The organism is Varibaculum cambriense, assembly GCF_032557235.1.
In the GTDB taxonomy this organism is placed as follows: Bacteria; Actinomycetota; Actinomycetes; order Actinomycetales; family Actinomycetaceae; genus Varibaculum; species Varibaculum cambriense_C.
This window is the reverse complement of sequence record NZ_JAWGMB010000001.1, coordinates 82,758-106,936: the sequence shown is the minus strand read 5'-3', so window position 1 is coordinate 106,936 and position 24,179 is coordinate 82,758. Positions and strand designations below refer to the sequence as shown.

General features: G+C 53.5%; 25 protein-coding genes. 14 read left to right on the top strand and 11 right to left on the bottom strand.

The genetic code is table 11. The features are described 5' to 3' along the window. Positions 1-130 precede the first annotated feature (130 nt). From E6072_RS00415 to E6072_RS00390, 6 genes are all read right to left on the bottom strand, one after another. Positions 131-1,546, bottom strand: coding sequence for an MFS transporter (locus tag E6072_RS00415; RefSeq protein WP_316693024.1), 1,416 nt, complete (start codon positions 1,544-1,546; stop codon positions 131-133). Positions 1,547-1,558: 12 nt separating this feature from the next. Next, positions 1,559-2,332: an IspD/TarI family cytidylyltransferase gene (locus E6072_RS00410; RefSeq protein ID WP_316693023.1), complete on the bottom strand. Its 774-nt coding sequence runs from the start codon at positions 2,330-2,332 to the stop codon at positions 1,559-1,561. Between the two features lie 17 nt (positions 2,333-2,349). Beyond that, entirely contained in the window at positions 2,350-2,865 is a 516-nt protein-coding gene (locus tag E6072_RS00405; RefSeq protein ID WP_307737829.1) for a CarD family transcriptional regulator, read from the bottom strand. A 189-nt stretch (positions 2,866-3,054) separates the two neighbouring features. Continuing rightward, positions 3,055-3,945 carry a metallophosphoesterase gene (locus E6072_RS00400; RefSeq protein WP_316693326.1) on the bottom strand — a complete coding sequence of 297 codons (891 nt, stop codon included), beginning with the start codon at positions 3,943-3,945 and terminating at the stop codon, positions 3,055-3,057. Beyond that, complete coding sequence (locus E6072_RS00395) at positions 3,885-4,058, bottom strand: hypothetical protein (protein ID WP_316693340.1); 174 nt, start codon at positions 4,056-4,058, stop codon at positions 3,885-3,887. Before E6072_RS00395 ends, E6072_RS00400 begins: the two co-directional genes overlap by 61 nt. Positions 4,059-4,191: 133 nt before the next feature. Next, entirely contained in the window at positions 4,192-6,399 is a 2,208-nt protein-coding gene (locus E6072_RS00390; protein WP_316693022.1) for a transglycosylase domain-containing protein, read from the bottom strand. Between the two features lie 184 nt (positions 6,400-6,583). Between E6072_RS00390 and E6072_RS00385 the strand changes: the two genes are divergently transcribed. Genes E6072_RS00385 through E6072_RS00375 form a run of 3 tightly spaced genes read left to right on the top strand, consistent with a single transcriptional unit; the run spans position 6,584 to position 7,577 of the window. Further along, on the top strand, positions 6,584-6,916 hold the full coding sequence (locus tag E6072_RS00385; RefSeq protein ID WP_022864470.1) for a WhiB family transcriptional regulator: 333 nt from the start codon (positions 6,584-6,586) through the stop codon (positions 6,914-6,916). Between the two features lie 27 nt (positions 6,917-6,943). Beyond that, positions 6,944-7,105 carry a DUF4177 domain-containing protein gene (locus tag E6072_RS00380; RefSeq protein WP_022864469.1) on the top strand — a complete coding sequence of 54 codons (162 nt, stop codon included), beginning with the start codon at positions 6,944-6,946 and terminating at the stop codon, positions 7,103-7,105. 1 nt (position 7,106) lies between these two features. After that, a complete protein-coding gene (locus E6072_RS00375; RefSeq protein WP_316693021.1) occupies positions 7,107-7,577 on the top strand; it encodes a RidA family protein in 471 nt (156 codons plus the stop codon). Between the two features lie 11 nt (positions 7,578-7,588). Here E6072_RS00375 and E6072_RS00370 read toward each other — a convergent pair whose 3' ends face one another. Together E6072_RS00370 and E6072_RS00365 are read right to left on the bottom strand one after the other, a co-directional pair. Further along, a complete protein-coding gene (locus E6072_RS00370) occupies positions 7,589-7,939 on the bottom strand; it encodes a hypothetical protein (RefSeq protein WP_316693019.1) in 351 nt (116 codons plus the stop codon). Next, the gene (locus E6072_RS00365) at positions 7,940-9,436 is read right to left on the bottom strand and encodes an MFS transporter (protein WP_316693016.1); all 1,497 of its coding nucleotides are present in this window, start codon (positions 9,434-9,436) and stop codon (positions 7,940-7,942) included. Between the two features lie 92 nt (positions 9,437-9,528). On the opposite strand from E6072_RS00365, the gene E6072_RS00360 reads away from it, so the two are divergent. The 5 genes from E6072_RS00360 (at position 9,529) to E6072_RS00340 (ending at position 11,465) form a co-directional block, all read left to right on the top strand. Then, positions 9,529-9,900 (top strand): sterol carrier family protein, encoded by a 372-nt coding sequence (locus tag E6072_RS00360; protein ID WP_316693015.1) that lies wholly within the window; start codon positions 9,529-9,531, stop codon positions 9,898-9,900. Positions 9,901-10,042: 142 nt separating this feature from the next. Next, positions 10,043-10,717: a phage holin family protein gene (locus E6072_RS00355; RefSeq protein ID WP_316693013.1), complete on the top strand. Its 675-nt coding sequence runs from the start codon at positions 10,043-10,045 to the stop codon at positions 10,715-10,717. A gap of 1 nt (position 10,718) precedes the next feature. Beyond that, positions 10,719-11,000 (top strand): DUF3618 domain-containing protein, encoded by a 282-nt coding sequence (locus E6072_RS00350; protein WP_316693011.1) that lies wholly within the window; start codon positions 10,719-10,721, stop codon positions 10,998-11,000. 179 nt (positions 11,001-11,179) lie between these two features. Continuing rightward, complete coding sequence (locus E6072_RS00345) at positions 11,180-11,380, top strand: DUF3073 domain-containing protein (RefSeq protein WP_316693010.1); 201 nt, start codon at positions 11,180-11,182, stop codon at positions 11,378-11,380. Next, a complete protein-coding gene (locus tag E6072_RS00340) occupies positions 11,298-11,465 on the top strand; it encodes a hypothetical protein (RefSeq protein ID WP_316693339.1) in 168 nt (55 codons plus the stop codon). Before E6072_RS00345 ends, E6072_RS00340 begins: the two co-directional genes overlap by 83 nt. Here the strand turns inward: E6072_RS00340 and E6072_RS00335 are convergent. Next, positions 11,462-14,017, bottom strand: a complete 2,556-nt coding sequence (locus E6072_RS00335; protein WP_316693009.1) for an FtsX-like permease family protein — start codon at positions 14,015-14,017, stop codon at positions 11,462-11,464. The two genes, E6072_RS00340 and E6072_RS00335, sit on opposite strands and share 4 nt — an antisense overlap. Further along, on the bottom strand, positions 14,014-15,942 hold the full coding sequence (locus tag E6072_RS00330; protein ID WP_316693008.1) for an ATP-binding cassette domain-containing protein: 1,929 nt from the start codon (positions 15,940-15,942) through the stop codon (positions 14,014-14,016). The genes E6072_RS00335 and E6072_RS00330 overlap by 4 nt, the downstream gene beginning before the upstream one ends. A gap of 117 nt (positions 15,943-16,059) precedes the next feature. On the opposite strand from E6072_RS00330, the gene E6072_RS00325 reads away from it, so the two are divergent. After that, positions 16,060-16,320 carry a hypothetical protein gene (locus E6072_RS00325; protein WP_316693007.1) on the top strand — a complete coding sequence of 87 codons (261 nt, stop codon included), beginning with the start codon at positions 16,060-16,062 and terminating at the stop codon, positions 16,318-16,320. A gap of 2 nt (positions 16,321-16,322) precedes the next feature. Then, positions 16,323-17,702 (top strand): hypothetical protein, encoded by a 1,380-nt coding sequence (locus E6072_RS00320; RefSeq protein ID WP_316693006.1) that lies wholly within the window; start codon positions 16,323-16,325, stop codon positions 17,700-17,702. On the opposite strand, the gene E6072_RS00315 is transcribed toward E6072_RS00320, so the two are convergent. Further along, positions 17,686-19,122, bottom strand: a complete 1,437-nt coding sequence (locus E6072_RS00315) for a YwiC-like family protein (protein WP_316693005.1) — start codon at positions 19,120-19,122, stop codon at positions 17,686-17,688. The two genes, E6072_RS00320 and E6072_RS00315, sit on opposite strands and share 17 nt — an antisense overlap. 281 nt (positions 19,123-19,403) lie before the next feature. Here E6072_RS00315 and E6072_RS00310 point away from each other — a divergent pair, with 281 nt between their 5' ends. Genes E6072_RS00310 through E6072_RS00295 form a run of 4 tightly spaced genes read left to right on the top strand, consistent with a single transcriptional unit; the run spans position 19,404 to position 24,178 of the window. Further along, the gene (locus E6072_RS00310) at positions 19,404-19,979 is read left to right on the top strand and encodes a 2-oxoacid:acceptor oxidoreductase family protein (RefSeq protein WP_316693004.1); all 576 of its coding nucleotides are present in this window, start codon (positions 19,404-19,406) and stop codon (positions 19,977-19,979) included. Position 19,980: 1 nt separating this feature from the next. Continuing rightward, positions 19,981-21,246, top strand: coding sequence for a pyruvate ferredoxin oxidoreductase (gene porA / locus E6072_RS00305; RefSeq protein WP_316693003.1), 1,266 nt, complete (start codon positions 19,981-19,983; stop codon positions 21,244-21,246). Positions 21,247-21,256: 10 nt separating this feature from the next. Then, the gene (locus tag E6072_RS00300) at positions 21,257-22,519 is read left to right on the top strand and encodes a thiamine pyrophosphate-dependent enzyme (RefSeq protein WP_316693002.1); all 1,263 of its coding nucleotides are present in this window, start codon (positions 21,257-21,259) and stop codon (positions 22,517-22,519) included. Next, complete coding sequence (locus tag E6072_RS00295) at positions 22,520-24,178, top strand: NAD(P)-binding protein (RefSeq protein WP_316693001.1); 1,659 nt, start codon at positions 22,520-22,522, stop codon at positions 24,176-24,178. It begins immediately after the preceding gene. Position 24,179: the final 1 nt, after the last annotated feature.

The following is a 24,179-nucleotide window of genomic DNA, read 5'->3' as shown; positions in this document are numbered from 1 at the left end:
TCTCTCTAGTTTTTGCTAGTAATATCCACTTATTGGGGTTGACGGGGTTTTGTTTTTCTGGATATCGCCCTCCGTTAATTTACTATCGAGTTCATCCTATTACCGCAGATAAAGTTAATGCAGACCAGTCTTATTTTTGCGGACGCTGCGGGGCTTTTAGAGGAGCCAGTAGTGCGAGCCCGGTTCCCAGCAGCAGGGTGATCCCTAAGACTCCGAAATGCTGAGAGCTAGCTCCTGCCGGCACGAAAAGCTTTCCAATCCACACAAACAGGGCGAACAGAGTGGGAGACATGAAAGAAACTGCCCTTCCGGTGGTGGCGTAAAGCCCAAAAAGTTCGCCCTCGCGTCCTTTGGGAATAATCCGCGCCAGGAAGGAACGCGAGGCTGACTGGACGGGACCGACGAAAATACACAGCAACAACCCAAAAGACCAGAAGATCTTGGCGCCACCGTTGTGGGCAAAAAAGAGGATCAGACCCAGGCTGGTCATACAGACGAGAGAAAAAACCATTACTTTTTTCGGACCGAAAAAGTCATCGGCGACCCCGCAGGCAATAGTGGCGATTCCCGCCACCACGTTAGCGACAATCGCGAAAATCATTACTTGCCCGCCGTCTAGACCGAAAACGGTAGATGCCAGGATAGCTCCGTAGGTAAATACCCCGGCGAGGCCATCGCGAAAAATCGCGGAAGCAATAAGGAAACGCAGAATCTCGGGGGCAGTTTTTGCTAGACGTTTAATGGTTTGCCAAAGCTCGATATAGGCGGCTTTAACTCCTGCCAAACCCGCAATAGGTTCTTGGTCTTGCGAATCAACCCCTGCCATAGTCACGGGATGGAGTTTTCCATCCGCTCCTCGCCGCCGTCCCGGCAGCGCCAAAATCACCGGGATTGAAAACACCGCAAACCAGATGGTAGCGAACACCATGGCGATGCGGATATTTAGGAAGTTTTCACCGGTTACCCCGAACCAGCCCACTTCGGGGGAAATGAAACCAACATAGAGCACGCCCAGCAAAATAATGCCACCTAAATATCCCATACCCCAACCGATACCGGATACTTTTCCCATGTTTTCTTTCGTGGAAACCCGCGACAACATGGCGTTATAGTTCACGGAGGCGAACTCGAAAAAGATATTTCCAAAAGATAGCAACGCCACTCCTAGCCATAGCGCCCCGGTTTTTCCGAGGGGAGAAGTGGGGTAGACCGCGAACATTAGCGCCATACAGATGGTGACTAGGGCAGAAAACAGAGCCAGCATCCGGGTACCACGTCCCTTGTGGTCAGCGCGCTGCCCGGAAACCGGTGCCACCAGGGCGATCACCAATCCGGCGAAAGCTAGCCCAATCGACAAGTCAGTCGTGGCCTGGTTGCCGGGGGCAAATAAATCTTCGGTAGTTAGATACACGGTGAAAACAAAGGTGGTGGCCACCGCGTTGAAGGCCGCAGAACCCCAATCCCACAGTGACCAGGCTAGAATTTTACCTTTGGTGCGGTCATCGCCACCTGCCAGATGTTCCTGTTGATCACTGGTTTCAGCCATAAGTTCCTGCCCTTATTCTTGCTCGGGATTCTCCACCAGCCAGGTGGCTAGTTTTAGATCCAAGGGGTACGTTATTTTCAAAGCTCGCATTGATCCTGCCACAAAGTATTGCTGGTAACCGAGCCTAGCTGCAAGTAAAGCATCATCTAAAGCCCCGTCCTCGGAAATGCTTTCCTTTCGCGCCTGTTCGTGAGCCGCAAAAATAACCTCCCCGGCGAACCCTTGGGGGGTTTGTACGCAGCGCAGTCGGGAGCGATCGGGGGTAGCTCCTGAGGGAGTAATCTCCACCCCCGCCCGGCAAAAAGATTCGCCGGCGATTTCCCGTACGGTGTCAACCAAAGGGGTGGCGGGTACTACCGCTGGGCAACCAGAGGCGACCGCTAAGCAAACGCGCTGAAACTGCGCGCGAGGAGTGAGCGCTCGAGCTGCATCATGAATTAGGACGATAGCTTCCGGGTCATTGGCGGGCACTAACCCCTCGCCAGTATCGAAAGTTAAGAGCCCTTGCAGACCCTGGTAAACGGAGATTTGCCGATTTGTGCCCCCGGCTACAACTTTCCAAGGGTAGGACAGGGCTGCGGTACGGGCAATCTCGGTGAAAGTATCTAGGTAATCGCCGGGAGCGGTAATCACTACCCCGGCCAAGTCATCCAACGGCTCTAGGGAGCGCAGGGCGTGGTGTAATAGGGTGTGACCAGCCAATTCTACCAACGCTTTTGGTCCGGGATTGCCGAGACGAGATCCGGAACCAGCGGCGGTCACGACGCAGTAAACGCTGCGCCCCATAACTTGTCCTTTTGCCTTTATTTGTCGTTAACCCGGTTGTATTCTACCTGGGCTTCTTCCATGATTTTATCGAGACGATCCGAGGCCGCCTCTTCGTCTTCTTTTTTCGCCAAAGCAAGTTCAGATATCAGAATTGCTCGCGCTTTAGCCAGCATCCGTTTTTCACCCGCTGACAGCCCGCGTTCGTTATCGCGGAAGGTTAAATCCCGCACCACTTCGGAAACTTTTAAGATGTCTCCGGTGGCGATTTTTTCGCCATTAGCCTTATAGCGGCGTGACCAGTTGGAGGGTTCTTCAATATGGGGTTCTTGCAGTACTGCGAGTACTTCTTTTAGGCCTTCTTCATCGACCACGTCGCGAACCCCAACCATATCCACATTTGCCGCCGGCACTTGGATAGTCATATCGCCATTAGTAACCCGCAGCATCAGGTAGGTGGTGTCTTCTCCCTTGAGTTTACGAGTAGTGATATTTTCGATCACCGCAGCTCCATGATGGGGATAAACAACGGTCTGGCCGATTTCAAATGTCATAACTTATAGGCTCCCAAATACAAATTTTCCGGATCCTATTCTACCGTAAATCGGCTTTACCTGCTAAAGAGGGCGCGTAGGTCACATAATTTTAAGGAGATGCTTCTTTTCCGGTGTCTTTGCAAGCCAGGATGTAAAACCAAAACCTGACCTGCCTTTCGAGTATTCCGCCAGGGGCTGGCTTTTTCCTTAGGCGCAGCCAGTAATGGTAATAACTGCGGCCTCGGGTGGGCAAGCAAGACGCACCGGCGAGAATTTGGAGGTGCCTAGTCCTCGCGAAATGTGTACCCGGGTTTGCCCGCCCGGCATCCAATCGGAGATTCCGGCCTGCCCGGCAAGCTTTTTAAGGTCTGGTAGGGGATAGGTTGTACCTTTATTTACCCGAGGAGCCGGATCAGCTACCGTTCCTATCTTCCACCGATGCATCCCGCCCGAATAGCGTAGCGGCAGATCGGTGTTGTTTACCAGAGCCCCAAATCCCGGCAGACAAACCTGGCCTCCGTGGGTATGTCCGGCTAGCACCAGGTCGGCTTGGCAAGCGGCGTATTGGTCGAGAACGCGCGCATAGGGGGCGTGGGTCAGGGCGAGCCGCAAATCAGCTTTCCCCCAGGTATCCGGTACCTGCACCGCCTCGTCGCGCCCGATATGGGGATCGTCGGTTCCCGTCAGTGCCACGGTTAGTTTTTTTGCGCGGTGTCCTTGCCGGGCAGGAGAAGTAAGAGTGCAGGTAGCTGCCTGATTATTAAGATCGCTCCAGCCACCGACAGTTAAGAAGTCGCGAAAATCTTCGGTTGGTAGGTCGGGAACGGTACGTAACTTGGGTTTCTTGTTCGGTAGAAAATAGTGCAACGGCACTTTGGGGATGCCCGAATAGTAATCGTTGGAACCAAATACAAACGCGCCCGGTAGCTTTAGCAAAGGGTTGAGGGCTCGGGAGAGCATCTTTAATCCGGAAGTATCCGCAAAATTGTCTCCGGTTAGCGCCACAAAATCTATATCCTGAAATTCTGCCAGCGAGGCTACCCAATCGGCAAGCCAGCTAGTTCCTGACCAAAGATGTAGGTCTGATAGGTGTAATATCCGCAGTTGCCAGCGCGAACTGGCAGATGAAAGGCTAGGGGAATTGCTAGATGTTCTTCGGTTTTCCTCGGATCTATCTGGGGCAATAGCGCAGCTAGGGGCAGAATCTTCAAAGACTAGCGACGGTAGCTTCCCCGGGTTCGTCCTTAGCTGGTAGCGACGCAGGCGCGGCGATCGAGCCTCGAAAAATGGGTACGCTATCGCGCCTGCAGCTACAGATAACAGGGGGTGGTGTCGCCTCAAAAGTTAATCTTCCTCATAATAAAGAGTTTGAGTGATTTCAGTGGTGGTAGTAGCAGGTGATTGCGAGGGCGAGGGCTCTTCGCTGGGTTGCGTACGCTTAGGTCGCTGCACTCCTTGGGAAATGGTTTTACCCTCTCCAATATTGGCGGCCGGGAAACTCGTGGCCGGCAGGGGTTGTACTGCTGCTGACATGTATTCCCTAAATGCCATGGCGGGAACGGTGTTACCCCAAACGATCCCGTAGTAAGCACCGTTAATCCTCAATCCCGTCAGGTTACGCGGACCTCCCTGGGAATAGCCGACCCAAACCGCGGTTGCCAGATTCGGGGTGGCTCCCACGGTCCAGGCTGCTTTCGGACCGTTAGTAGTACCGGTTTTCGCCATCACCTGACGACCTATACTCACCCGTCCCCCATAGCTATTAGCGGTAGATACCAGTACCTGAGCAGTTTTATTAGCTACGCTTTCTTCAACGGTGCGTTTACAGTTTCCCGAAGGAACTTTGAAAGATTTACCGTCGGCATCCACCACTTTTTCGAGCGCTACCGGCGAACAGAGCGTACCTCCTGAAGCAATTGTGCCAAATGCGTTCGCCATGTTTAGGGGGGTCACGGAACCAGCCCCAATAATGAAAGACGGACCTAAATCCTGTTTTAGATTAGGGTCACCGCTCACCGCGCCTAGATTCTCGCCCATTTTGTAGATATCGCAAAGATCGAGGTTGGTAGCCATCCCGGCATAGGTGGTGTTTAAAGATTTTTGGGTACCTTCTAAAACCGAAGTGGCATAGTTGTTACCCCCGGTAGCGTTCTTTAGCGGCCAGGGACCAGCATGTACCGGGCAGTTACCAGAAACTTTCCAATCGCGCGGGGAATAGTCGGTGCGCCCTCCCACAACCGAATAGGCCGAGTAACCATTATCAAACCAGGTAGCCAAAGTTACCGGTTTATATGATGAGCCCGGCTGGAAGCCCGCGCCCCCACCGTGAGCCTTATCCACCCCGAATGAGCTCTGGGTTGCCCGCGGATGCTCTTTCGCGGGATTACCGTAAGGCGTGTTTTGGGCGATAGCTCGAATTTTTCCCGTTCCCGGTTCGATAGAGGTAATTGCGATGGACAGTCCGGAACCATCGGCCTCGGGGATGCGGTTAAAAGCGGTATCGGTTGCCGCATTTTGCATGTTGGAATCCATGGTGGTGTAGATTTTCAGCCCCCCACGTAGCAACAGGCGTCGCCGATCATTAATGGACTTGCCGAAAGCAGGATTATTGTAAATTTCGTTGACTGCATAGGCGCAAAAGAAGGAGGCCTTCCCGGCGGCTGCACATCCTTGTTGACCAGGAGAAACCTTCAATAATTTAGGAACCGGTACCGCTTTTGCCTCTTTATATTGATCGTAGGAGATCATTTGTTCGCGCAGCATCGCCTTTAAAACCTGGTCACGACGGTTTTGGCTATAATCCGGGTGGATAGTGGGATCGTATTTCGCGGGGGACTGAGTGATGCCAGACAGCAGGGCACCTTCACTAAGCGTCAGTTCTTTCGCGCTTTTCGAAAAATAGTATCGGCTGGCCGATTCTACCCCGTAAACCGAAGTCCCATAGGGGGCGATATTTAAGTACCCCTCTAGGATTTGGTCTTTAGAAAGTTTCTTTTCGATAGCGAGGGCGTCCTTGGCTTCTCGCAGTTTGCGGGAGATGCTCTGCTCGCGAGCTTTGCGAACCTCATTCATATCACCGGCGCGCAGACCTTTGTCAATCAAGGTATTCTTTACCAATTGCTGAGTCAGGGTGGAAGCACCCTGGGTATCCCTACCGGCTAAGTTGTTAGCGATAGCGCGCGCAATACCCTCGAGATCTACTCCGCGGTGCTGATAAAAACGGTGATCCTCGATAGCCATGGTTCCCTTTTGAACCCAGGGGGACATGTCTTTGAGCTTGACCACGATACGGTTCTCGGCATAAAAACGCGCGATTGCTTTACCGTCGCGAGAGTAAATCACCGATTGCTGTGAAGGCTGAGTGGGTTTGAATTCGCTGGGTATTTCGGTGAGGGCGCTCATTCCAGCGCGAGCAGCTAGCCCCGTTACTCCCACGACGGGCAGGGATAGACCGGCTAGGAGCACTGCGGCCAGTGCGATTAAAGCCGCCAGTGCCGCTAGGGTGCGACGAAGCTGCTGACGGGGCAGATAACGAGCGGTGCCTTTTTGCATATTCCTAGCCTACTTGGCTTCAGGCCTATTGGGCACCTTCGTCGGCAGTTGGGAGCAGATTGTGGGCAATAACTATCTATTGTTTTTAGGTAAAATCTTTCCCTGGTTTTCGTTTTGTGTTTTTAGCAAAATGTAGGTACGGTCACATATATAGGCAATGTCGCCGTGAGAGCTCAAGGAGTGAATGATGAGTTTTAGCCAGGATGAGACATGGGCTGCACGAGCTCTGTGTGCTGGTCAGGAACCGGATGCTCTATTTGTACAAGGAGCGGCGCAAAGACAAGTCCGCACTCGCTGTTTCGCGTGTCCAGTACGTCTTGAATGCCTAGCTGATGCCTTGCAATCGGAAGCTAACTACGGGGTGTGGGGCGGCCTAACCGAGAGGGAACGCCGCGCGATGCTGCGTCACTACGAGGATGTAACCGACTGGTGGCAATGGTTAAATGAGTCCCATGACGAACTGGCTGCCGAGCTCCGCCAACCAACCACCCCCAATGTTTTAGCGCGGGTGCGTTAAACGCCTTGCTGCCATTAGACTTGAGCCATGACTAAATGGGAATATGCGACGATTCCGTTACTGTCGCACAATACGAAAGCAATTTTGGATAACTGGGGGGAAGACGGCTGGGAACTGGTTAGTGTAATTGCCGGCCCCAATGGTTGGGAAAACCCAGTTGCCTATCTAAAACGTCCTCGCGGTGAATAAGATGTCGAGTGTTTCTCGCCGTTTAACCGAGTCTGGAATGCTATTGCCCCCAGTAGCGAGCCCGGTGGCAGCCTATACCCCCGCAATTGCCCTTGAGGGTGAGAGCGGATTACTGGTACGCACCTCCGGGCAGATTCCGGTAGTGGACGGAGAACTGGTGGCAACTGGTCTGGTGGGGGCAGAAGTTAGTCCTCAAGACGCTTACCGGGCAGCTCAGGTTTGCGCGCTTAATGCCCTGGCAGCTGGTGCGGAGGTTGCCGGTGGAGTAGATCAGTTAGAACGGGTACTTAAAGTGACCGTATTTGTAGCCTCTGCTCCCACTTTTACCGGTCAGGCGAGTGTGGCCAACGGTGCCTCCGATACTTTCGGGAAGCTTTTTGACCAACCCCATATTCGCTCCGCAGTTGGGGTGGCTGCCCTTCCGTTAGGAGCTCCTTGCGAGGTAGAGGTAGAGTTTCTGGCTCGCTCTTAATAAGTGGGTTTTTAGCTAGCTTTCTTAGCGTGTACGGTGGCGACCCGCCGCGCCGACCAGTAAACGATACCGGTAAAGAGCACGGTACCGATGGTGCAAATAAGCTGCACAGACACCTCATGTTCTCCGGTGAGGGTCGCGATGGCAAACCCGTTAATCACGCAAAGTACCGCGGTAGCCCCCAGTAGGGGAGCTGCCGCCCGGTGAGCCTTTATCCAGGCGTTATCGCTGGCAGTGGTGGCGCTATTGACGATCCCCCAGCGGGAGGCGCGGGGCAGGTGGTGGCGATGAAATAAAATCAGTCCCGCCCCCAGGTAGGCTGCCAGCAGGAGGTAGCAGATGCCAATTACCAAAGCCATCATTTATTCATTCTCTTTCTCGGGCGGTTTCACTTCAAACTTTAACGGATTCTCCCGGCGTTTCAGGGCATCAGCCAGTGCAAATAGGAAAGCGATGATGATGAAAGCTACTACCGCGGACATTCCGTAGCTAAATGCCCCGGTGTAGGCCGCTCGAGCAGGCTCACTGCCGGCAGGGGCATTGATGTCGCCCAGCCGCAGGTAAAAAGCTAAAGTAGCGCCGGCCAGCCCAATGGCTCCTCCTACCCGTTGGGCAGTTTGGGAAATACCCCCGGCCGCACCAGCTCTGCCCGGTGGTATCGAAAGCAGTGAGAGTGCTTGGGCGGGAGAGAAGAAAATTCCCGATCCTAAACCTGCACAGAACATGGAAATTATTAGCAGGTAGGGGATGCTCTCGGGGGAAGCAGTCCGGGTTATTAGGACGGTAACACTCAAAGAGACGATAACGAGGGCGCAGGCGATCACTAAAATCCCGCGACCCCACTTGAGGGTCAGGCGGGAAGACCTAGCGGAAGCAATTGCCGACCCTAGCGCTAAGGGGATCTGTAAAAGCCCAGCTACCAGGGGGCTTATTCCTAATCCTTGTTGCAGGTAGAGGGTGTAAATAATAAACAGTGCTGTCCAGCCTGCGCAAAATACAGTCAGCACTATCGTACCCACCATATAGGAAGGATCTAGGAGCAGAGAGCGGGGCATGATTACCGGTATCTGGCGTTTTTCTCGGAAGTTTTCCAGTGCCCAAAACCCCAGGAAACCTAGGACTCCGCCTGGCAGTAATAACCAGCGCCAATTTCCAAGTCCTCCCCCAGGCATAGTGGCATCAATAAAGGGATACATTACCGCTAAAAAGGATGCTGCCAGCAAAAAGATTCCCGGTAAATCAAGGCGAGTGTCGCTACTAGCAGTGCGGGCGGGGTCAGGATCAATAGTGCGATAGGTGACAAAAATAATTACTAGGCAGATGGGGATATTGATTAAGAAGGCGGCGCGCCACCCGAGATCAGTACCCAGTAGCGCGATTAGCACTCCTCCCATCGTGGGGCCAATGGCGGTGGCAATCCCGATAATCATTCCGAAGGATCCGTAGGCGCGGGTGCGTTCCTCCCCGTAAAAAAGCATCTGGATCAGCCCTAATACTTGGGGGCTGATGATGGCAGCCCCGATTCCGGCCAGTAGACGCATCAAGATTAGAATTAGCGGGTTGGTAGCTAGACCTGCGCCTAAAGAAGAAATGGCGAACACTATTACCCCGATTACAAACAGGCGGCGGTGACCCCAGATATCTCCCATTCTGCCTGCCGGGATTAGGGCAATCCCAAAAATCAGGGTGTAGCCCGCCATTATCCATTGCACATCGCTGCTGGTTAATCCCAGTGCCTTGGTCATGGAAGGGATGGAAACATTGAGCATCGACACTGCCAGTAAGGTCAGGGCGGCCGCCGAAAGCAGGGTATAGAGTGCGCGGTAGCGTTGGCGCCGGTCTGGCTGTGGATTGTGCATCGGTTATAGCCTAAGGGGTGGCGGGTTGAAAGCGTTAGTAAAGCCAGTCAGGGTGCAGTAAGTGCTGCCAGTTAGTAACTTAGGAGGCCGATTTGAGGCGAAATATTTCTGCGGAGGATGGGCAGACGGCATTAGCGGCCTGGAGCAAAGGAAATGCTATCCGGGCAGACACGGGCACCGCGGTTCGTTACAGCTTGCAAGTGTTAGCTCAGCGTCATCCGGGGCAGGCGGTAGAAGTGAGGGTGCCTCCCTTTGGGGCAGTGCAGATTGGCGCGGGAACCGTGCATCGGCGCGGAACTCCGCCAGCGGTGGTGGAAATGAATACGGATACTTGGCTCTGTCTCGCTACCGGGGTTTTTACCTGGGAAAACGCCGTGAACGCCCAGAAGATTACCGCTACGGGCGTCGGCTCAGATTTAACTGCCTATTTGCCGGTGTTTTCCTCGCCGCGCCCTAGTAGCTAGGGGGCAGAGCGTAGCTAGTAGCGGATCGCGGTAGCCTGATTCGCTAAGGGGGAAACTATGCGGAACTATAGAAACTGTCTATAGCTTAGAATATGGTTACTACAAGGAACAGCTCTCAGCAATGGATAGGAGCGATTTGAAAATGTCAGATTCACAGCGGCAGGTACCGCCTACTCCCGGATATCATTCGGCACCTGGAACTCCGCCGGAGCATCGGGCGACTCCGGGAGTTCCGGCAACTCCCGGTTACCACTCGCCTCAAGACGGAGGATCACCTCAGGGATCTGCCGGCTCCCAGGCCGGCGTAGATAGCGCTTCAGATACGGGCAGCAAAACTGTTCCGCGCTATGTATCTCCGCAGCTAGCTGGGCGGGAAAATGCTAGCGATAAAGCGACTGCCAGCAAACCAGCAGCTTCGGCGGCGGCAAAGACTGGATCTGCCCGTCCTAATTTGGGAAATCTGGTTTCGAAACTATCCGACCAGGTGCAGGCACTGGTAAAGGGCGAGATTGAACTGGCTAAAGTTAAGGCCGCAAATATGGCTAAGCGTTCCGGGATGGGAATTGCGCTCCTAGTAGTAGCTGGGGTGCTCGCCCTCTATATGTTGGGGTTCCTGTTTGGAGCAGCGGCAGAGGCCCTGGCACTGGCAGTACCGGTATGGGCGGCGAAACTTATTGTTGCCGCTATCCTCTTGGTGCTGCTGTTGATTTTGGCGCTGGTAGGAAAGGCTTCTTTACAAAAAGGAATGTCGGAAAAACCCGACCCTCAAGAAGGTATAAAAGAAGGTATCGCAGCAGTAAAGAAAGGCTTGGAATAATATGACCGCACGTAGCGAAAGTCAGATTAAGGCAGATCTCGAGGCTGCCCGGGCAGACTTAAGTGGCACCGTAGAGGAACTTTCCGATTATTTTTCACCGAAAGCTAATGTAGAGCGGGCAAAATCCGATGCCCAAAAGAAGGCGCGTGCCTTAGCGGATAAAGCTCAAGATACGGTACAACAAGCCAGTACCGGCAAACCAGAGGCCCTGGGAAAGGTGGCATTAGTTGCTGGGGGAGCCTTGGCTTTAGGAGCGCTGCTGGTGCGCCGGATACTAAAGTAACTCTAAAGCCTAGCTATTTAAACAGTAAGACTATTGCCATCGCCATATGGTGTCATTAACCTCACCTGACGTCTCAAATGGTCTTGGCGCCCGTAATGGGGTATCTTTTTATACAGAACATTTTAGAAGTTTTAGGGTGCGTTTAACGTATCCGTGATTATTGTGGAGGGGGTCACGCCATGGGGCGCGGCCGTCAAAAGGCTAAACAGACAAAAGTAGCGCGTAAGTTAAAGTACTACAGTCCCGAGACGGACTATGAAGCGTTGCAGCGAGAGCTGCAGGCTAAACAACGTGATCATGCCGAAGATGATAACGGCGATGATTACGAGGATTGGCGTAATCATATTCCGTCCGCGACTGATGACGATTGGTTTAATTGATAATCTCGCGCTGGTGCTAGTCACCGGTAATTCCCAAGGCTTGCTGCGGCGAGCCTTGGGTTTCTATATTGCCTCTAGGCGCTAATCATTAGCGGAGATCGCCTCTAAGACCGGCAATCTCCGGGCGCGGCGTGCCGGCGCTAGCGCGGCAACCGTTCCTACCAGCACTGCCAGTAGACAAATCAACCCTAGCGAGCCCCAGGGTACCTCGATAATGCTGATCCCGCGGTCGGATAGGTAGCGACAAACAAACACTGCTAGCGCGGTTCCACCGCCTATTCCCAGGAGGGTACCTGCCAGGGTTATTAGTACCGACTCGACGGTGATCATCAGGGATAGTCCTAGGGAGGACAGCCCCACAGTGCGGATTAGCCCTAGTTCTCTAAAGCGCTGCTGCACCGAAAGCGATAGTGTGTTCATAATCCCTAAACCTGCGATTATCAGCGATAATGCTAATAGTGCGTACAGGACTGACAAAACCTGATCCACCGTAGTTGCCACTCTATCTGCCGCTTCCTGATGCGTTTGTACCACCATAAAGGGGTTGCTGGAAACTACTTTTTGCACCTCGCGTTGTACTTTATTCAGGTCAGCCCCATCCTCGAGTTCAATGGAGGCACTGGTGGTAATATCGGCTGCTTGTGGACCTAGTTTGGTGGCCAGGGAGCGAGGCACCATTACATCCAGGAATATTAATTCGGTGTCGATAGTGGCGGCGATAGTAACTATTTCTTGTCCGTGAATCCCGCTGATCTCAATCTTGTCCCCGGGTGCGAGTCCTCTAGATTTAGCCCAGGCGCGAGAAACCATTGCCCTAGGAGTTTCAGGTGACTGCGAGAAATAGTCTGCGGTTGAACCGCTAATTGGGGTTACCTTAATGTAGCGATTGAACTGCGGATAGGTTACTTGCATCATGGTTTGCTCGGGTATTTTCCCCGGAACCGTAATCCGAAAAAGCCCGATTCCAGTCATCAAGTCCACCCGTTTTACCCCAGATACCTGGGCGGCTTCGTTCAAAAGACTGGGAGAAAGCGAAACCACTGTTGGCTCCGTGCTCACCACCAAATCTGTGTTTATCTTTTGATCTATTACCGATTCGGTAGAGGCCTTGGTAGAGGCAGCCAAAGTCGCTCCCACTGCTACCAGAGCAACTCCGATCATGAGGGCGGCGGCAGTATTGGCCGTTTGCCTCAAGTTGGCAGTTAAGGTGCGCATCGCCAAGCGGGCATGAGGACGCAGCCACCAAATAAGGCCGGCTAAGACCCTAATGATGGCTGCGGATAAAGGAGTAACCAGAATCAGCATGGCCAGCAGAAATAGGGCGGCACCAATCCCGAGCCACAGGCCGTTTTGCCCGCTATCAGAAGAAGACCACGCCAGTAGTCCCACTGCGAGCGCCAGCACCAGCGCCCCAATTATGGCTCGAGGCCATACCGGTTTTTGGGTTTGAGTATTCTGCCGCATTGCCTCTACCGGAGGCGTAAGTGCCGCTGACCTGGCTGGCCAGAGGGAACCGATTACTGTCACGATAATTCCCACTGCTAAAGCCAGGAGGGTAATCGAACAGGACCAGCCGATTTGTAAAGCTTCGAAACCGGCTTTCGCCAAGCCCCAGGAAACCAGGCGGGTGAGTAGATATCCCGCTCCTACCCCGATCGCGGAGCCGAGGGTGCCCACTAGCAGACCTTGCAGTGCCACAATCGAGAACACTTGTCCCCCGCTAGCCCCGATTGCCCGCAACATGGCGAACTGTGATTGCTCAGCACGTACCATCATTTGGAAAGTGTTGGTAATAATAAACGTCCCCACAAATAGGGCGATTGCTGCGAATACCAGTAAAAATACGTTGACAAAATCGAGGGAGCTATTTGCTGCCGCATTTATCTCATCGTTGTATTCGGACTGGCTCATTACTTCTGCAGTATTAGAAAACTCGTTGTTAAGCGCAGTCCGCAGCTTCTGGGGGGACACCCCTTTTTCAGCGGTAATACCGATAGCAGTCGTGGCTAGCGGCGCGGGCTTTTGGGTTAGGGGCACGAAGCCATCGGCATCGACAAAAACATAGTTGGTGAAGGCAACCGGGTTGGGGAATCGATAAATCCCGCTGACTGTAGCGGTTTTACCTTCGGTAGAAACGTATATTTTTAGTTTTTTTCCGGTGGTTATACCTAAACGTTTAGCAGCGGATTCTTCGAGGGCGACTTCTTGGTCACCGCGAGGAGCTTGCCCTTTGATTAAGCGGGGTTGGGGGGAGTGACCCGGATATAGCACCTGCAAAACGGAGACTTGTCCTGCTTGCCCCAGGCGTTTATTGTCCTGGTCAGCCAGCATACACACATCCACTAAATAAGGATCAGCATATTTTACGCCTGCAACCTTTTTGGCTTCTTGGACATTTGCTAAGGCTAGGCTATCCCGCACGGGAGTCTGCCCTTCAACTATTTCACCCTGCGCTTTTCCTACCAGGTAATACTGATAAGTGTTGGTAGAGGCGATCAAAGAATTATAAGAATCGGCAAGGGTGGCGCGGAGCGCAAAAATTCCTGATAAGAAAGCCACCCCGAGCACCACTGCCAGGAGCGACATTTGGAAACGTAGCAGGTGGGCGCACAGGTTGCGCCAAGCTATCCTAATCATGCCTTATCCTGAGGAGTTTCAAAGGAATCGATCGCATCTTGCGAGGAATCAAGGAGCGCTTCTGCCTTCTTAATCATGGCGAGCAAACGTTGTTTTTCCTGATTTAAAGTATCTTCCGGGGTGCGAGGCACCGATTTAGTTGCTTTGACCTCGGCTGGGGGCACCCGATTTCCCGCAGATGTCTTGGTTCCGGCCTCGCTAACGGATGCTGTCGGCTGAACACCGCCACCTGTCTGCTTGCCCGGGGTCTTTTTCGGGGCTGCTTCATTTGCCCGGTAATCGTTTATTGCTGTGGGCTCAGTTTTTTCAGTGCCGGAAGTTTTCCTGGAGGCGGGGGCATCCGCTGCGTCCTCCCAAAATCCGCTAGTTTCCGCTACCGGATTGGAAAACACTGAATAAAGTCCCGACCAGCGCTGGTTATCGTTCTTTTGGTCAGTCCTATTGGGCGTGCTAGCAGCAGCCTTGCTTGCCTTAATGCCACCGGGTGTGGAGATTGGGGGTTTTGTCGGAATGTGGGGGCGGGGCGAGCGCGCAGGCTCCGGCTTAGTTACGGTTTTTGAGGACGAGTGTTGCCTTGGCTTTTCTTCTTTAGTAGCTTTCGATCCCGGTTTGGGAGTCCATCCCTGCCAAGTAGTGCCGCGTTCATCCCGAGTTTCCCGCACGCTGCCACTCAAGCGGGTAACGGGCATTTTCGAGGCGGCGGGCGCGGCCTGTTTAGTGGCGCTTCGAGGCGAGGCAACCTCCACCGGCGGGTTATTTTTCTTTTCTGGTGCCGTCTCCCGCTTCTTAGCCAATGCTCGCCGCGCGCCCTCCCGGGTACGCAATTCTGCGGGTACTACTGGCTTTCCAGCTCCCATTAGTGCGTGCAATGCCCCCGCATCTATGCCTCCAACGTTATTTGGGGCGGCGGGGCTAGCAGGTAGCTCAACTTGAGCGCCGCGAGCTAACTGTAAGTTCGCTAGGCGCGCCTGCATTTTTTCGTGATCTGGCCAGGCTCCTGTTTTGGTTCCAGCCGGCAAGAATGAGGCAGATTGCGAGCCATCCTTTAGTGATTGGCTTTCGCCATTCGCGGTATTAGGTAGGGAGTGCGCGGCCATACACGCCGGTAATTCGGTTTGAGCCGCCAATATCCGTTCGCGTTCTGGGTTATCGAGTTCGGCCACAATTTTGCCATCGGATAGAAACAGGACGCGATCAGCATAGGCGGCTGCCGCGGCCTCGTGGGTTACCATCACTACTGATTGCCCAAAATCGTTAACTGCTTTACGCAGGTAACGCAGTACTTGCTCCGAGGATTCAGAATCTAGATTTCCCGTGGGTTCGTCCGCAAAAAGTACCACCGCATCTTGGAGGAGTGCTCTAGCGCAAGCCACTCGCTGCTGTTGCCCACCTGAAAGCTCTGAGGGGCGATGATTTAGGCGATCTTGTAACCCCAATGCCGCGACCACCTGTTCGAAGCGTTCTGAGGGAAATTTGCGACGGGAGATTTCGAAAGGCAAAACAATGTTTTCTTTCGCGCTCAGCGTGGGGATTAAGTTAAAGGCCTGAAAAATAAAACCGATATGATCACGGCGCAACCGAGTGAGCCGGCGCTGGTTCATCCCTACGATCTCGGTGTCGTCAATCTTAATAGAGCCGGAAGTTGCGGATTCAAACCCGGCTAAGCAGTGCATAAATGTCGATTTACCAGACCCGGACGGACCCATAATCGCAGTGAAGTGGCGGCGAGCAATCCCGATGGAAATATTATCCAGAGCACGTACCTTGCCTGCTCCCGACTCATAATCTTTGGTCAGGTGGTTGACTACAATCACCGGGTCTAAAACTTTAGAAGGCAGTTTAAGACCGGATTTCAGGCGGCTGTCTTGGGAGTTCACCATGTGTTTTATGTTATCCCATACCTCCAGCAGTGTCGTTAGTGCCACTCGCAGCAATATTGCACAGCCGGGATTACAAGGAAGTTTTCCTAATTTGGTTATTTGTAAACAGATCCGCGAATTATGGCTCGGCTAGATTCGCAAGCAGCTTAGGAAGGAGAGGATATGGCAAGCGAGGTGGCGATTGCTGCCGCTATCGGCATGGAGATGCGGCAAGCGGCGCTGGTGGCAGACAGTGCCGCCGGACAAGTGGCCGGGATGGATTTGCGTGAACAGTGGACATCAGATGCAGCTACAGCTGCACAAGGAACTTTGCGGCGTCACGAGCAGCAGCTGATTGCGCTAGCTAGAGCCGCCGTGGCGGCGGATAGCTTAGCCCAGGAAGCAATCTCGGCGCTGCTAGCCCTACAGCAGGCGGGAAAGTAACTATGTCCTCCGATGATCATTCCCTACCGATTAGCGTAGTTGGCGGTCACCAGCTGGGTATTAACACCGCGGTTATTCGCGCTAATGCGGCCAGCTTAAGCAGTGTTTTAGAAAAAATTTTGCAGGTTAGACGGATTGCCAGTCAGGCAGCAAACTCTGCTGCCACCTTGCCGCAGATCTCGGTAACGCAGCGACTGGTTTCAGCGTTGCAGATGCTTGTGGAATCAGCGATAGATCTTTCTCTTAAAATCGGTTTGCTACAAAATAACTTGCTGCTGGCGGCAGCTAGATATGAAAACTGCGAGGCGCGTTCACGGCAGATAGTTTCTGCGTTAGATGTGCTTTCCAATTTCTTAGCCTTCGGTAGTCTTCCGGCAATGGTGTTATGGAAAAAATCTGGTGATTCCTTAGACGATTCTGCGCTGTGGGTTTCTCAAAACGACCGGCACCGCGAGAATTCTTTGCTCACAGCCCTAAAGGAGCAGGGTGTAAACGGCAACGGGTTGATAGTGCAGTTCTTGTCTGCCCAGCTCGCCCAGCAGATTGCTGCTTTTCAAGGACCGAGTTCGCTATGGGTAGCCCCCAAAATCGATGGTAAATCTCAAAAAGTTTCCGCTCCTTTAAACATTTCTGGACTGGTCAGCGAATTTAATCGAGCAAAAGCGTTTGCCGACCACGGCGAGTTGCGGGTAGTTAAATATCGTACCGGTAATCGGGTTGCTTGGCGGGTAGATATCCGTGGCACCCAGGTTTGGACTGTTACGGGGGCAAATCCTCAAGATATGCGCACTAATTTGCAAACTAATGCTTCGGGCAGGGCAGGAAACTCCGATATGACCAATGCGGTTACTAGAGCCTTAGATCAGGCTGGGTATCGCCGCGGGCAACCGGTAGAACTGATAGGTCATTCGCAAGGAGGGGCGGTGGCAGCACAATTAGGGGCAAATCCTGCTTTGGCAAAAAAATACAATATAAAAAGCGTGGTAACACTGGGTTCTAATACCGGCAGTTTTCGTCCGGCGTCAGGAGTCCATATGGTTTCTCTAGAAAATTCTGCCGATATTGTGCCTCGGCTTGACGGACAGAGAAATCCCAACGTTCCCAACCTGACCACGGTGCGAACCTATAAGAACTACCACAGTGTGGGAGGCAATCATTCTAAAGAACTATATGGTGAGGTCGCGAAGGCATGGGAGCGGTCAGGAGATGGAGACTATGCGCGTTTCATCGAAACGCGTAACCATAACTTGGGGATTAATAGGACTACCAAAGCCACGGCGCAATCATTTGTAGTGCAACGTATGGAAGCTCCGCGACCCGCAAATCCTAGAACCATAAAACGGCTTATCTCATCCTTTTATGGGGTTACACCAGTAAAGTAATAATGATCAGCATCGCCACCGCTATCTCCGCAAACCCTATCCGCGATATCGTAAGCGCCTGCGGATATCTCTTTTGCAATAGCGGTACCGCAATCGAGCGCGCCAGCAGTAGCACCCAAACCAACAGATGCCACCAGGTAACCCAACCTAGAATGAATAATGCCAGAATAACCGCAGTTAGTACTGCATGAGCACCTATCGAAAAGAACCAGAATGTCTGGGAATTTCGTCGGCGAACCAGAGAACGCACGTAGGGAATAGTCGACCAGTAGTAAGAGGTAACCACCCAAGCTACTACCAGCATCCAGCCCCAACCTTGCAGATTTCCGGTAGGAGATACGACCCAGTCAACATTACTGGGAGCAGTATTTTCCAACCAGGGAATAGCAGCGAAAGATCGCGAAAACTGGGTGCCGATATCGTAGGAAACTAAGCTCATGACTCCAGTTGCCAAAATGGTACTGGTGCGTGCCAATAAAGATCGTTCCCGATGGCGAACTGATTCGGCCACTGCGATTACGATTAGTGGGAAAAACACTAAGGTCCATTCCAGCAGCGGAGGTGCTACCAGCAGGCTGATAACCCCTAAAACTAGGGTTATAGCACCATAAATTTGCAATGGTTTGAAGTAGCGATCTTTGCGGTGGGATCGCAGCCAGAGTCCACCCGCATTAAAGGTGAAGTATCCGCAAATCCACAGCGCAAATACCAGCCAATGAACTGGACGAAGCGAAGACTCTATCACCCCAATCCAGTAGGGTAGCAGCGCCATCGCATAGGCACCCTCTTGAGTCGGCATCCAGCCGTTGCGTGCCCATTTGCCCCAACGGTTTGATTTTTTACCCAGCTGTTGGATGATACGGAGATCATCTTCGCGTTTATCTGGCTTTTTTATCTGCGAAAAATCGTTTTCCACTACCCGACGAAAGCGGGAGGTGTGAGCCTTCACACCCGGTAGTTGCAGTTTTTCCGAGGGCGAAGAAAGCTTTTCGCCTTTCCGGGAAGCTTCTGCAGGTTTTGCCAGCTGGTCGCTAGGCGGGGGACTGTCAGCTTTAGATTCCCCCAGCAAGGGGGCATGAATCTTTTGCAGGTTACCTGTGTTGGGAACGGCAGTTACCCCGCCGGTGATAGTAGTGGAAGCACCATCCTCGGCACTGAAGCCCTGTGGTTTTCTAACCAGAAGAGAACGCCGGATTGGGGTATCGGAGCTGGCATCGCGAGGAGCCGCGCCCGGGGGGTCTTCACTATCCAAGGGGATAGGATTCTCGCCCTCTAGGGGATCTGAAGTGGCGGACGTATGAGAGGAAGACTGCGGAATTGTGCTGCGTACCGGTTGCGCCCCTGAGGGCGCCCTGTCCGGTTTGACCTCGTCTTTGCCCTCTAAATCTTCGGGCTTAACGGCTTCATACGCATTTTGCACATGGGCAACCGTACTATGAACACATGAGATTGTGCTTAATAGACGCTCACGAAGCGGTAGCATTTTGGTCTCGTTTAGATATAAAAGTGCCGATAAGAACGACTAATAACACTTAGGTCACATTTTTTCTGACGGGATGAATATGCGCTCAGGTATTTAAGATACATTTGCGTCAGGGAATCCCTTATCCGTTAAAAAATCTTATAAACCTAAATTCCCTGGTAATGGCAATTTAATAATTAAATGCCTCTTAGCTGGGATCGCAGTTCTAAGGTAAAAGTATGACTGAAGTTCGTATTCATGGCAGAGGTGGCCAAGGCGTCGTAACTGCTGCTGATCTGATCGCCTATGCGGCATTCAGCGATGGGCATCATGCGCAGGCGTTCCCTTCTTTCGGTTCGGAGCGCACCGGTGCGCCGGTAGTTTCCTATTGCCGGATTGCAGATAAAGAAATCCGTACCCGCGAACCCGTTCAGGAACCCGATTTGGTGGTGGTGCAAGATGCTACCCTACTGGCGATTATGGACGTGTTTTCGGGTCTGAAACCAGACGGTTTCGCGCTTGTAAACTCGGCCAAGTCGGCCGCTGAACTGGGGATCGAGGAAGTAATCGCCGCCCACCCGCAAGGACACGTGGTGATGATACCGGCTACCGAGATCGCCAAGAAACACCTGGGTCGCCCCCTACCGAACGCAGTGATGCTGGGGGGAGCAGCCGCCCTAACCGGGTTAGTGCGCCTTTCCAGTGTTACCCAGGCGATTCAAAACCGTTTCCACGGCAAAGTCGGTGAAGGCAATGTGGCCGCCGCGGTCGCCGCCTACGAAATGGTCAGTTCGATGAAAGCAGAGGCCAAGTAACGTGCTAAAACAGATTGAAGGTTCGCAAGCTATTGCGCAATCGGTTGCCGCCTGCAGCCCGGAAGTTGTCAGTGCTTACCCGATTAGCCCCCAAACCCACATAGTGGAGGCGCTATCTGCCCTGGTTAAAGCAGGCAAGATGGGCAGCGCGGAATATATTAACGTAGAATCCGAGTTCGCAGCCATGTCGGCCTGCATCGGGGCTTCGGCAGTGGGGGCGCGTACCTATACCGCGACTGCCTCCCAGGGGTTGCTCTACATGGTAGAGGCGGTCTATAACGCTGCCGGGCTAGGGTTGCCCATAGTAATGACGGTAGCTAACCGGGCGATTGGCGGGCCTATCAACATTTGGAACGACCATTCTGACACTATGAGTCAACGCGAATCCGGCTGGCTGCAATTGTTCGCGGAGAACAACCAGGAAGCCTCGGATCTGCACGTACAAGCGTTCAGGATCGCCGAAGAGCTTTCGGTTCCAGTAATGGTGTGTATGGATGGATTCATCTTGACCCACGCAGTTGAACAGGTAGATGTTCCGGAAAAAGAGCAGGTAGAAAAGTTCCTGCCTCCCTATACTCCCCGGGTCGTCCTCGACCCAGCCGATCCAATTACTATTGGCGCGATGGTGGGACCGGAAGCGTTCACCGAAGTAAAGTACCTCCAACACGTCAAACAGCTGCAAGCCTTGGAGCTCATACCCAAAGTGCAAGCAGAGTTCAAGAGCATTTTCGGGCGCGATTCCGGCGGGCTGGTTCGTCCCTACCGGATCGAGGACGCGGAAACCGTCATCGTGGCGATGGGTTCGGTGCTGGGCACCATTAAAGACGTAGTCGACCAGCGGCGCGAAGCGGGCGAAAAAATCGGGGTGCTGGGGATTTGTTCTTTCCGACCCTTCCCCTTTGAACAGGTAGCCCACTATCTTGGTGGCGCTAAACGCTTCATTTGTTTAGAGAAAGCTTTCAGCCTGGGTATTGGGGGAATCGTGGCTTCTCATTGTCGCTCTGCGCTTTCGCGAGCCGGCAAATCAGTTCGTGACTATGAAGTGATCGCCGGTTTGGGCGGGCGCAATATCACGGAGCGTTCCCTGGAGCAGGTGCTGGATCAGGTAGCCGCCGATCAGCTAGAACACCTGACTTTCTTGGATCTGGATCAAGAACTGGTTGAGGCCGAATTGGAACGGGAGAAAGCTACCCGGCGTTCTGGTCCGATCAGTGAAAACATTCAACGTCACGCCACTCAGCGTGCCAATGCGGCGCGCGGAATTTAGGAGGCAGGCAATGTCAGCAACTATGAGTGTTCCGCTTCCGGCACCGCAGTTTCGCGAAAGCGTCGAAACCGCGATTCCGGCACGCGAAAATGTAAAGTTTTACCAGGTAGGCTCCTATGCGGTGGGTAATCGCCTGGCGGAACTAGATTATCGTTCCGTCCAGTCTGACCCGAACCGGATCAACTCGTTAACTTCCGGTCACCGTGCTTGTCAGGGCTGCGGGGAAGCCTTGGGGGCGCGTTACGCCCTCGACACCGCGATGGATGCCGCCGATCGCGACCTGGTGGCGGTTAATGCCACTGGCTGTCTGGAGGTTTTTTCTACTCCTTACCCCGAAACCGCTTGGACGATTCCTTGGGTACACTCCCTATTCGGCAATGCTCCGGCGGTTGCTTCGGGGGCGGCGGCGGCGCTGCGCGCCAAGGGCAAGAAAACCCGGGTGGTTGCCCAGGGTGGTGATGGCGGCACCGTAGATATCGGGATGGGCTGCCTGTCAGGCATGTTCGAACGTAACGACGACGTCCTCTATATCTGCTATGACAATGGCGCCTATATGAATACCGGGGTGCAGCGAAGCGGGGCGACTCCGCCCGCTGCCCGTACTGCTACTACCCAGCCGGTAGGCGAAAAACCCGGAAACGTGTTTGGCCAAGGTAAAGATGTACCGCGAATCGCCATGGCGCACGAGGTTCCTTATGTAGCAACCGCCACCGTCGCGGATTTGCGCGACCTGGAATACAAGGTACGCAAGGCCATGCAGTTCCACGGTTCTCGCTATATTCACGTACTGGTGCCGTGCCCGCTGGGTTGGGGATCTGCTTCTAACCTGACTATTCGTCTGGCGCGTTTAGCTACCCAATGCGGACTGTTCCCGGTTTACGAGGCCGAGAACGGGGAAATCACTTCGGTTACCAAATTGCGCCGCCCGGTGCCGGTTACCGAATATATGCGTCCGCAACGCCGCTTCGCCCACGTATTTAAGAAAGGGCAAGAAGAGGTCTTAGAGCGGATGCAACAAATCGCGGATCGTAATATCCGCCGCTACGGCCTAATCGATCCGGAACAACTGGATGAGGACGTACTGGAGCGGATTTTGGCGGCGGGTGAAGACCCCGAGGGGCGCTTTACCCAACGCATTATCGAAGAGGCTTCGAAAGCCAAACGTACCCAAAGCGACGCTTTTTCTGCGGATGACCGCCCGGCTTCTGGGGCAACTTCTGCTTCCGCGATGCGTCATATTGCCGGAAACTCGGCTTCAAAGGGGGAGAACTAAATGAGTCAAACTGCTCTGCCCACTCCGGAGATTCGCAGTGAAGATACCGCTCCTTGGGCGGTGACTTTGAATGTGGGGTCGTCGCTGGCGAATGAAACCGGTTCTTGGCGCACTGAACGCCCGGTTTATGTATCCATGCTGCCCCCCTGTAATAAGGCTTGCCCCGCCGGTGAAAACGTCCAGGCTTGGCTATACCACGCCGAGGAGGGCGACTACGAGGCCGCTTGGCGCGAAATCATGGTAAACAATCCGCTACCTGCCACTATGGGACGGGTTTGCTACCATCCTTGCCAAACTGCCTGTAACCGCGGGCAAATGGATGAGGCCGTGGGGATTAACGCGATTGAACGTTTCCTGGGCGATAAAGCCATTGAAGAGGGCTGGAATGTAACTATAGATGCGGCTCCTACCGGTAAACATGTACTGGTAGTGGGGGCAGGACCTTCCGGACTGTCTGCTGCTTATCATCTGCGCCGTCTCGGTCACGAAGTTACCGTAAAAGAAGCCGGTCCCATGGCTGGCGGAATGATGCGTTTTGGGATCCCTAAGTATCGTCTGCCCCGCGAGGTGCTCGATGCCGAGATTAAACGGATCGAAGACCTGGGGGTACGTTTCGAGTTCAATGCCAAAGTCGAAAATGTTGACGATGTGGCTGATGACTACGATGCCGTATTCTTGGCGGTGGGGGCGCATGTAGGTCGTCACGCTGATATTCCTGCTGGTGCCAGCGCTAAAGTCATGGATGCCGTGCAGATGCTCGCCGAAATGGAAGGCGAAGAAAAACCGATGGTGGGACGCAAAGTTGTGATCTATGGCGGGGGTAATACCGCGATTGACGCTGCTCGTACCGCCAAACGTCTGGGCGCGGAAGAAGCGGTGATTGTGTATCGCCGTAACCGTGACCGGATGCCTGCCCATGATTCCGAGGTGCGTGAAGCCGAGGAAGAAGGGGTAATGATGCGGTGGCTGTCCACCATTAAACATATTGATGGCGGCAAGCTCACGGTAGAGAAAATGGAGCTGGACGAGAACGGCTTCCCCCAGCCGACCGGTGAGTTTGAAGAACTCGGCGCTGACTCGGTGGTGATGGCGCTAGGTCAGGAATCTGACTTGGGTCTGGTAGAGCGTGCCCGCGATATCGAAATCGAAAAGGGAGTCGTCCAGGTTAACTCGCAGATGATGACCGGGCGTCACGGGGTGTTTGCCGGTGGGGACATGGTTCCTTCCGAGCGTACAGTTACGGTGGCGATTGGTCACGGTAAGAAAGCCGCTCGCTATATTGATGCTTTCCTGCACGGCACCGAATATCATAAGCCCCCGGTCACCGGGGATGCCACTTATGATCGGCTTACTAACTGGTATTACGCGGATGCTCCTCACCGGGTACGCGCCAAGATTGAATCCGCCCGGCGCTCCTCTACCTTTGACGAGGTAGTGCAAGGCTTAGATCAAGAGTCTGCCCTATTCGAGGCACGGCGCTGCATGTCTTGTGGCAACTGTTTCGGTTGCGATAACTGTTTCGGGGTTTGTCCTGATAACGCCATTAAGAAGATTAAACCGGGTGAGTACGAGTTCAAGTATGACTACTGTAAGGGCTGCGGGATTTGCGCTGAAGAGTGTCCTTGTGGCTCTATCTTGATGATCCCGGAGGAAAACTAGC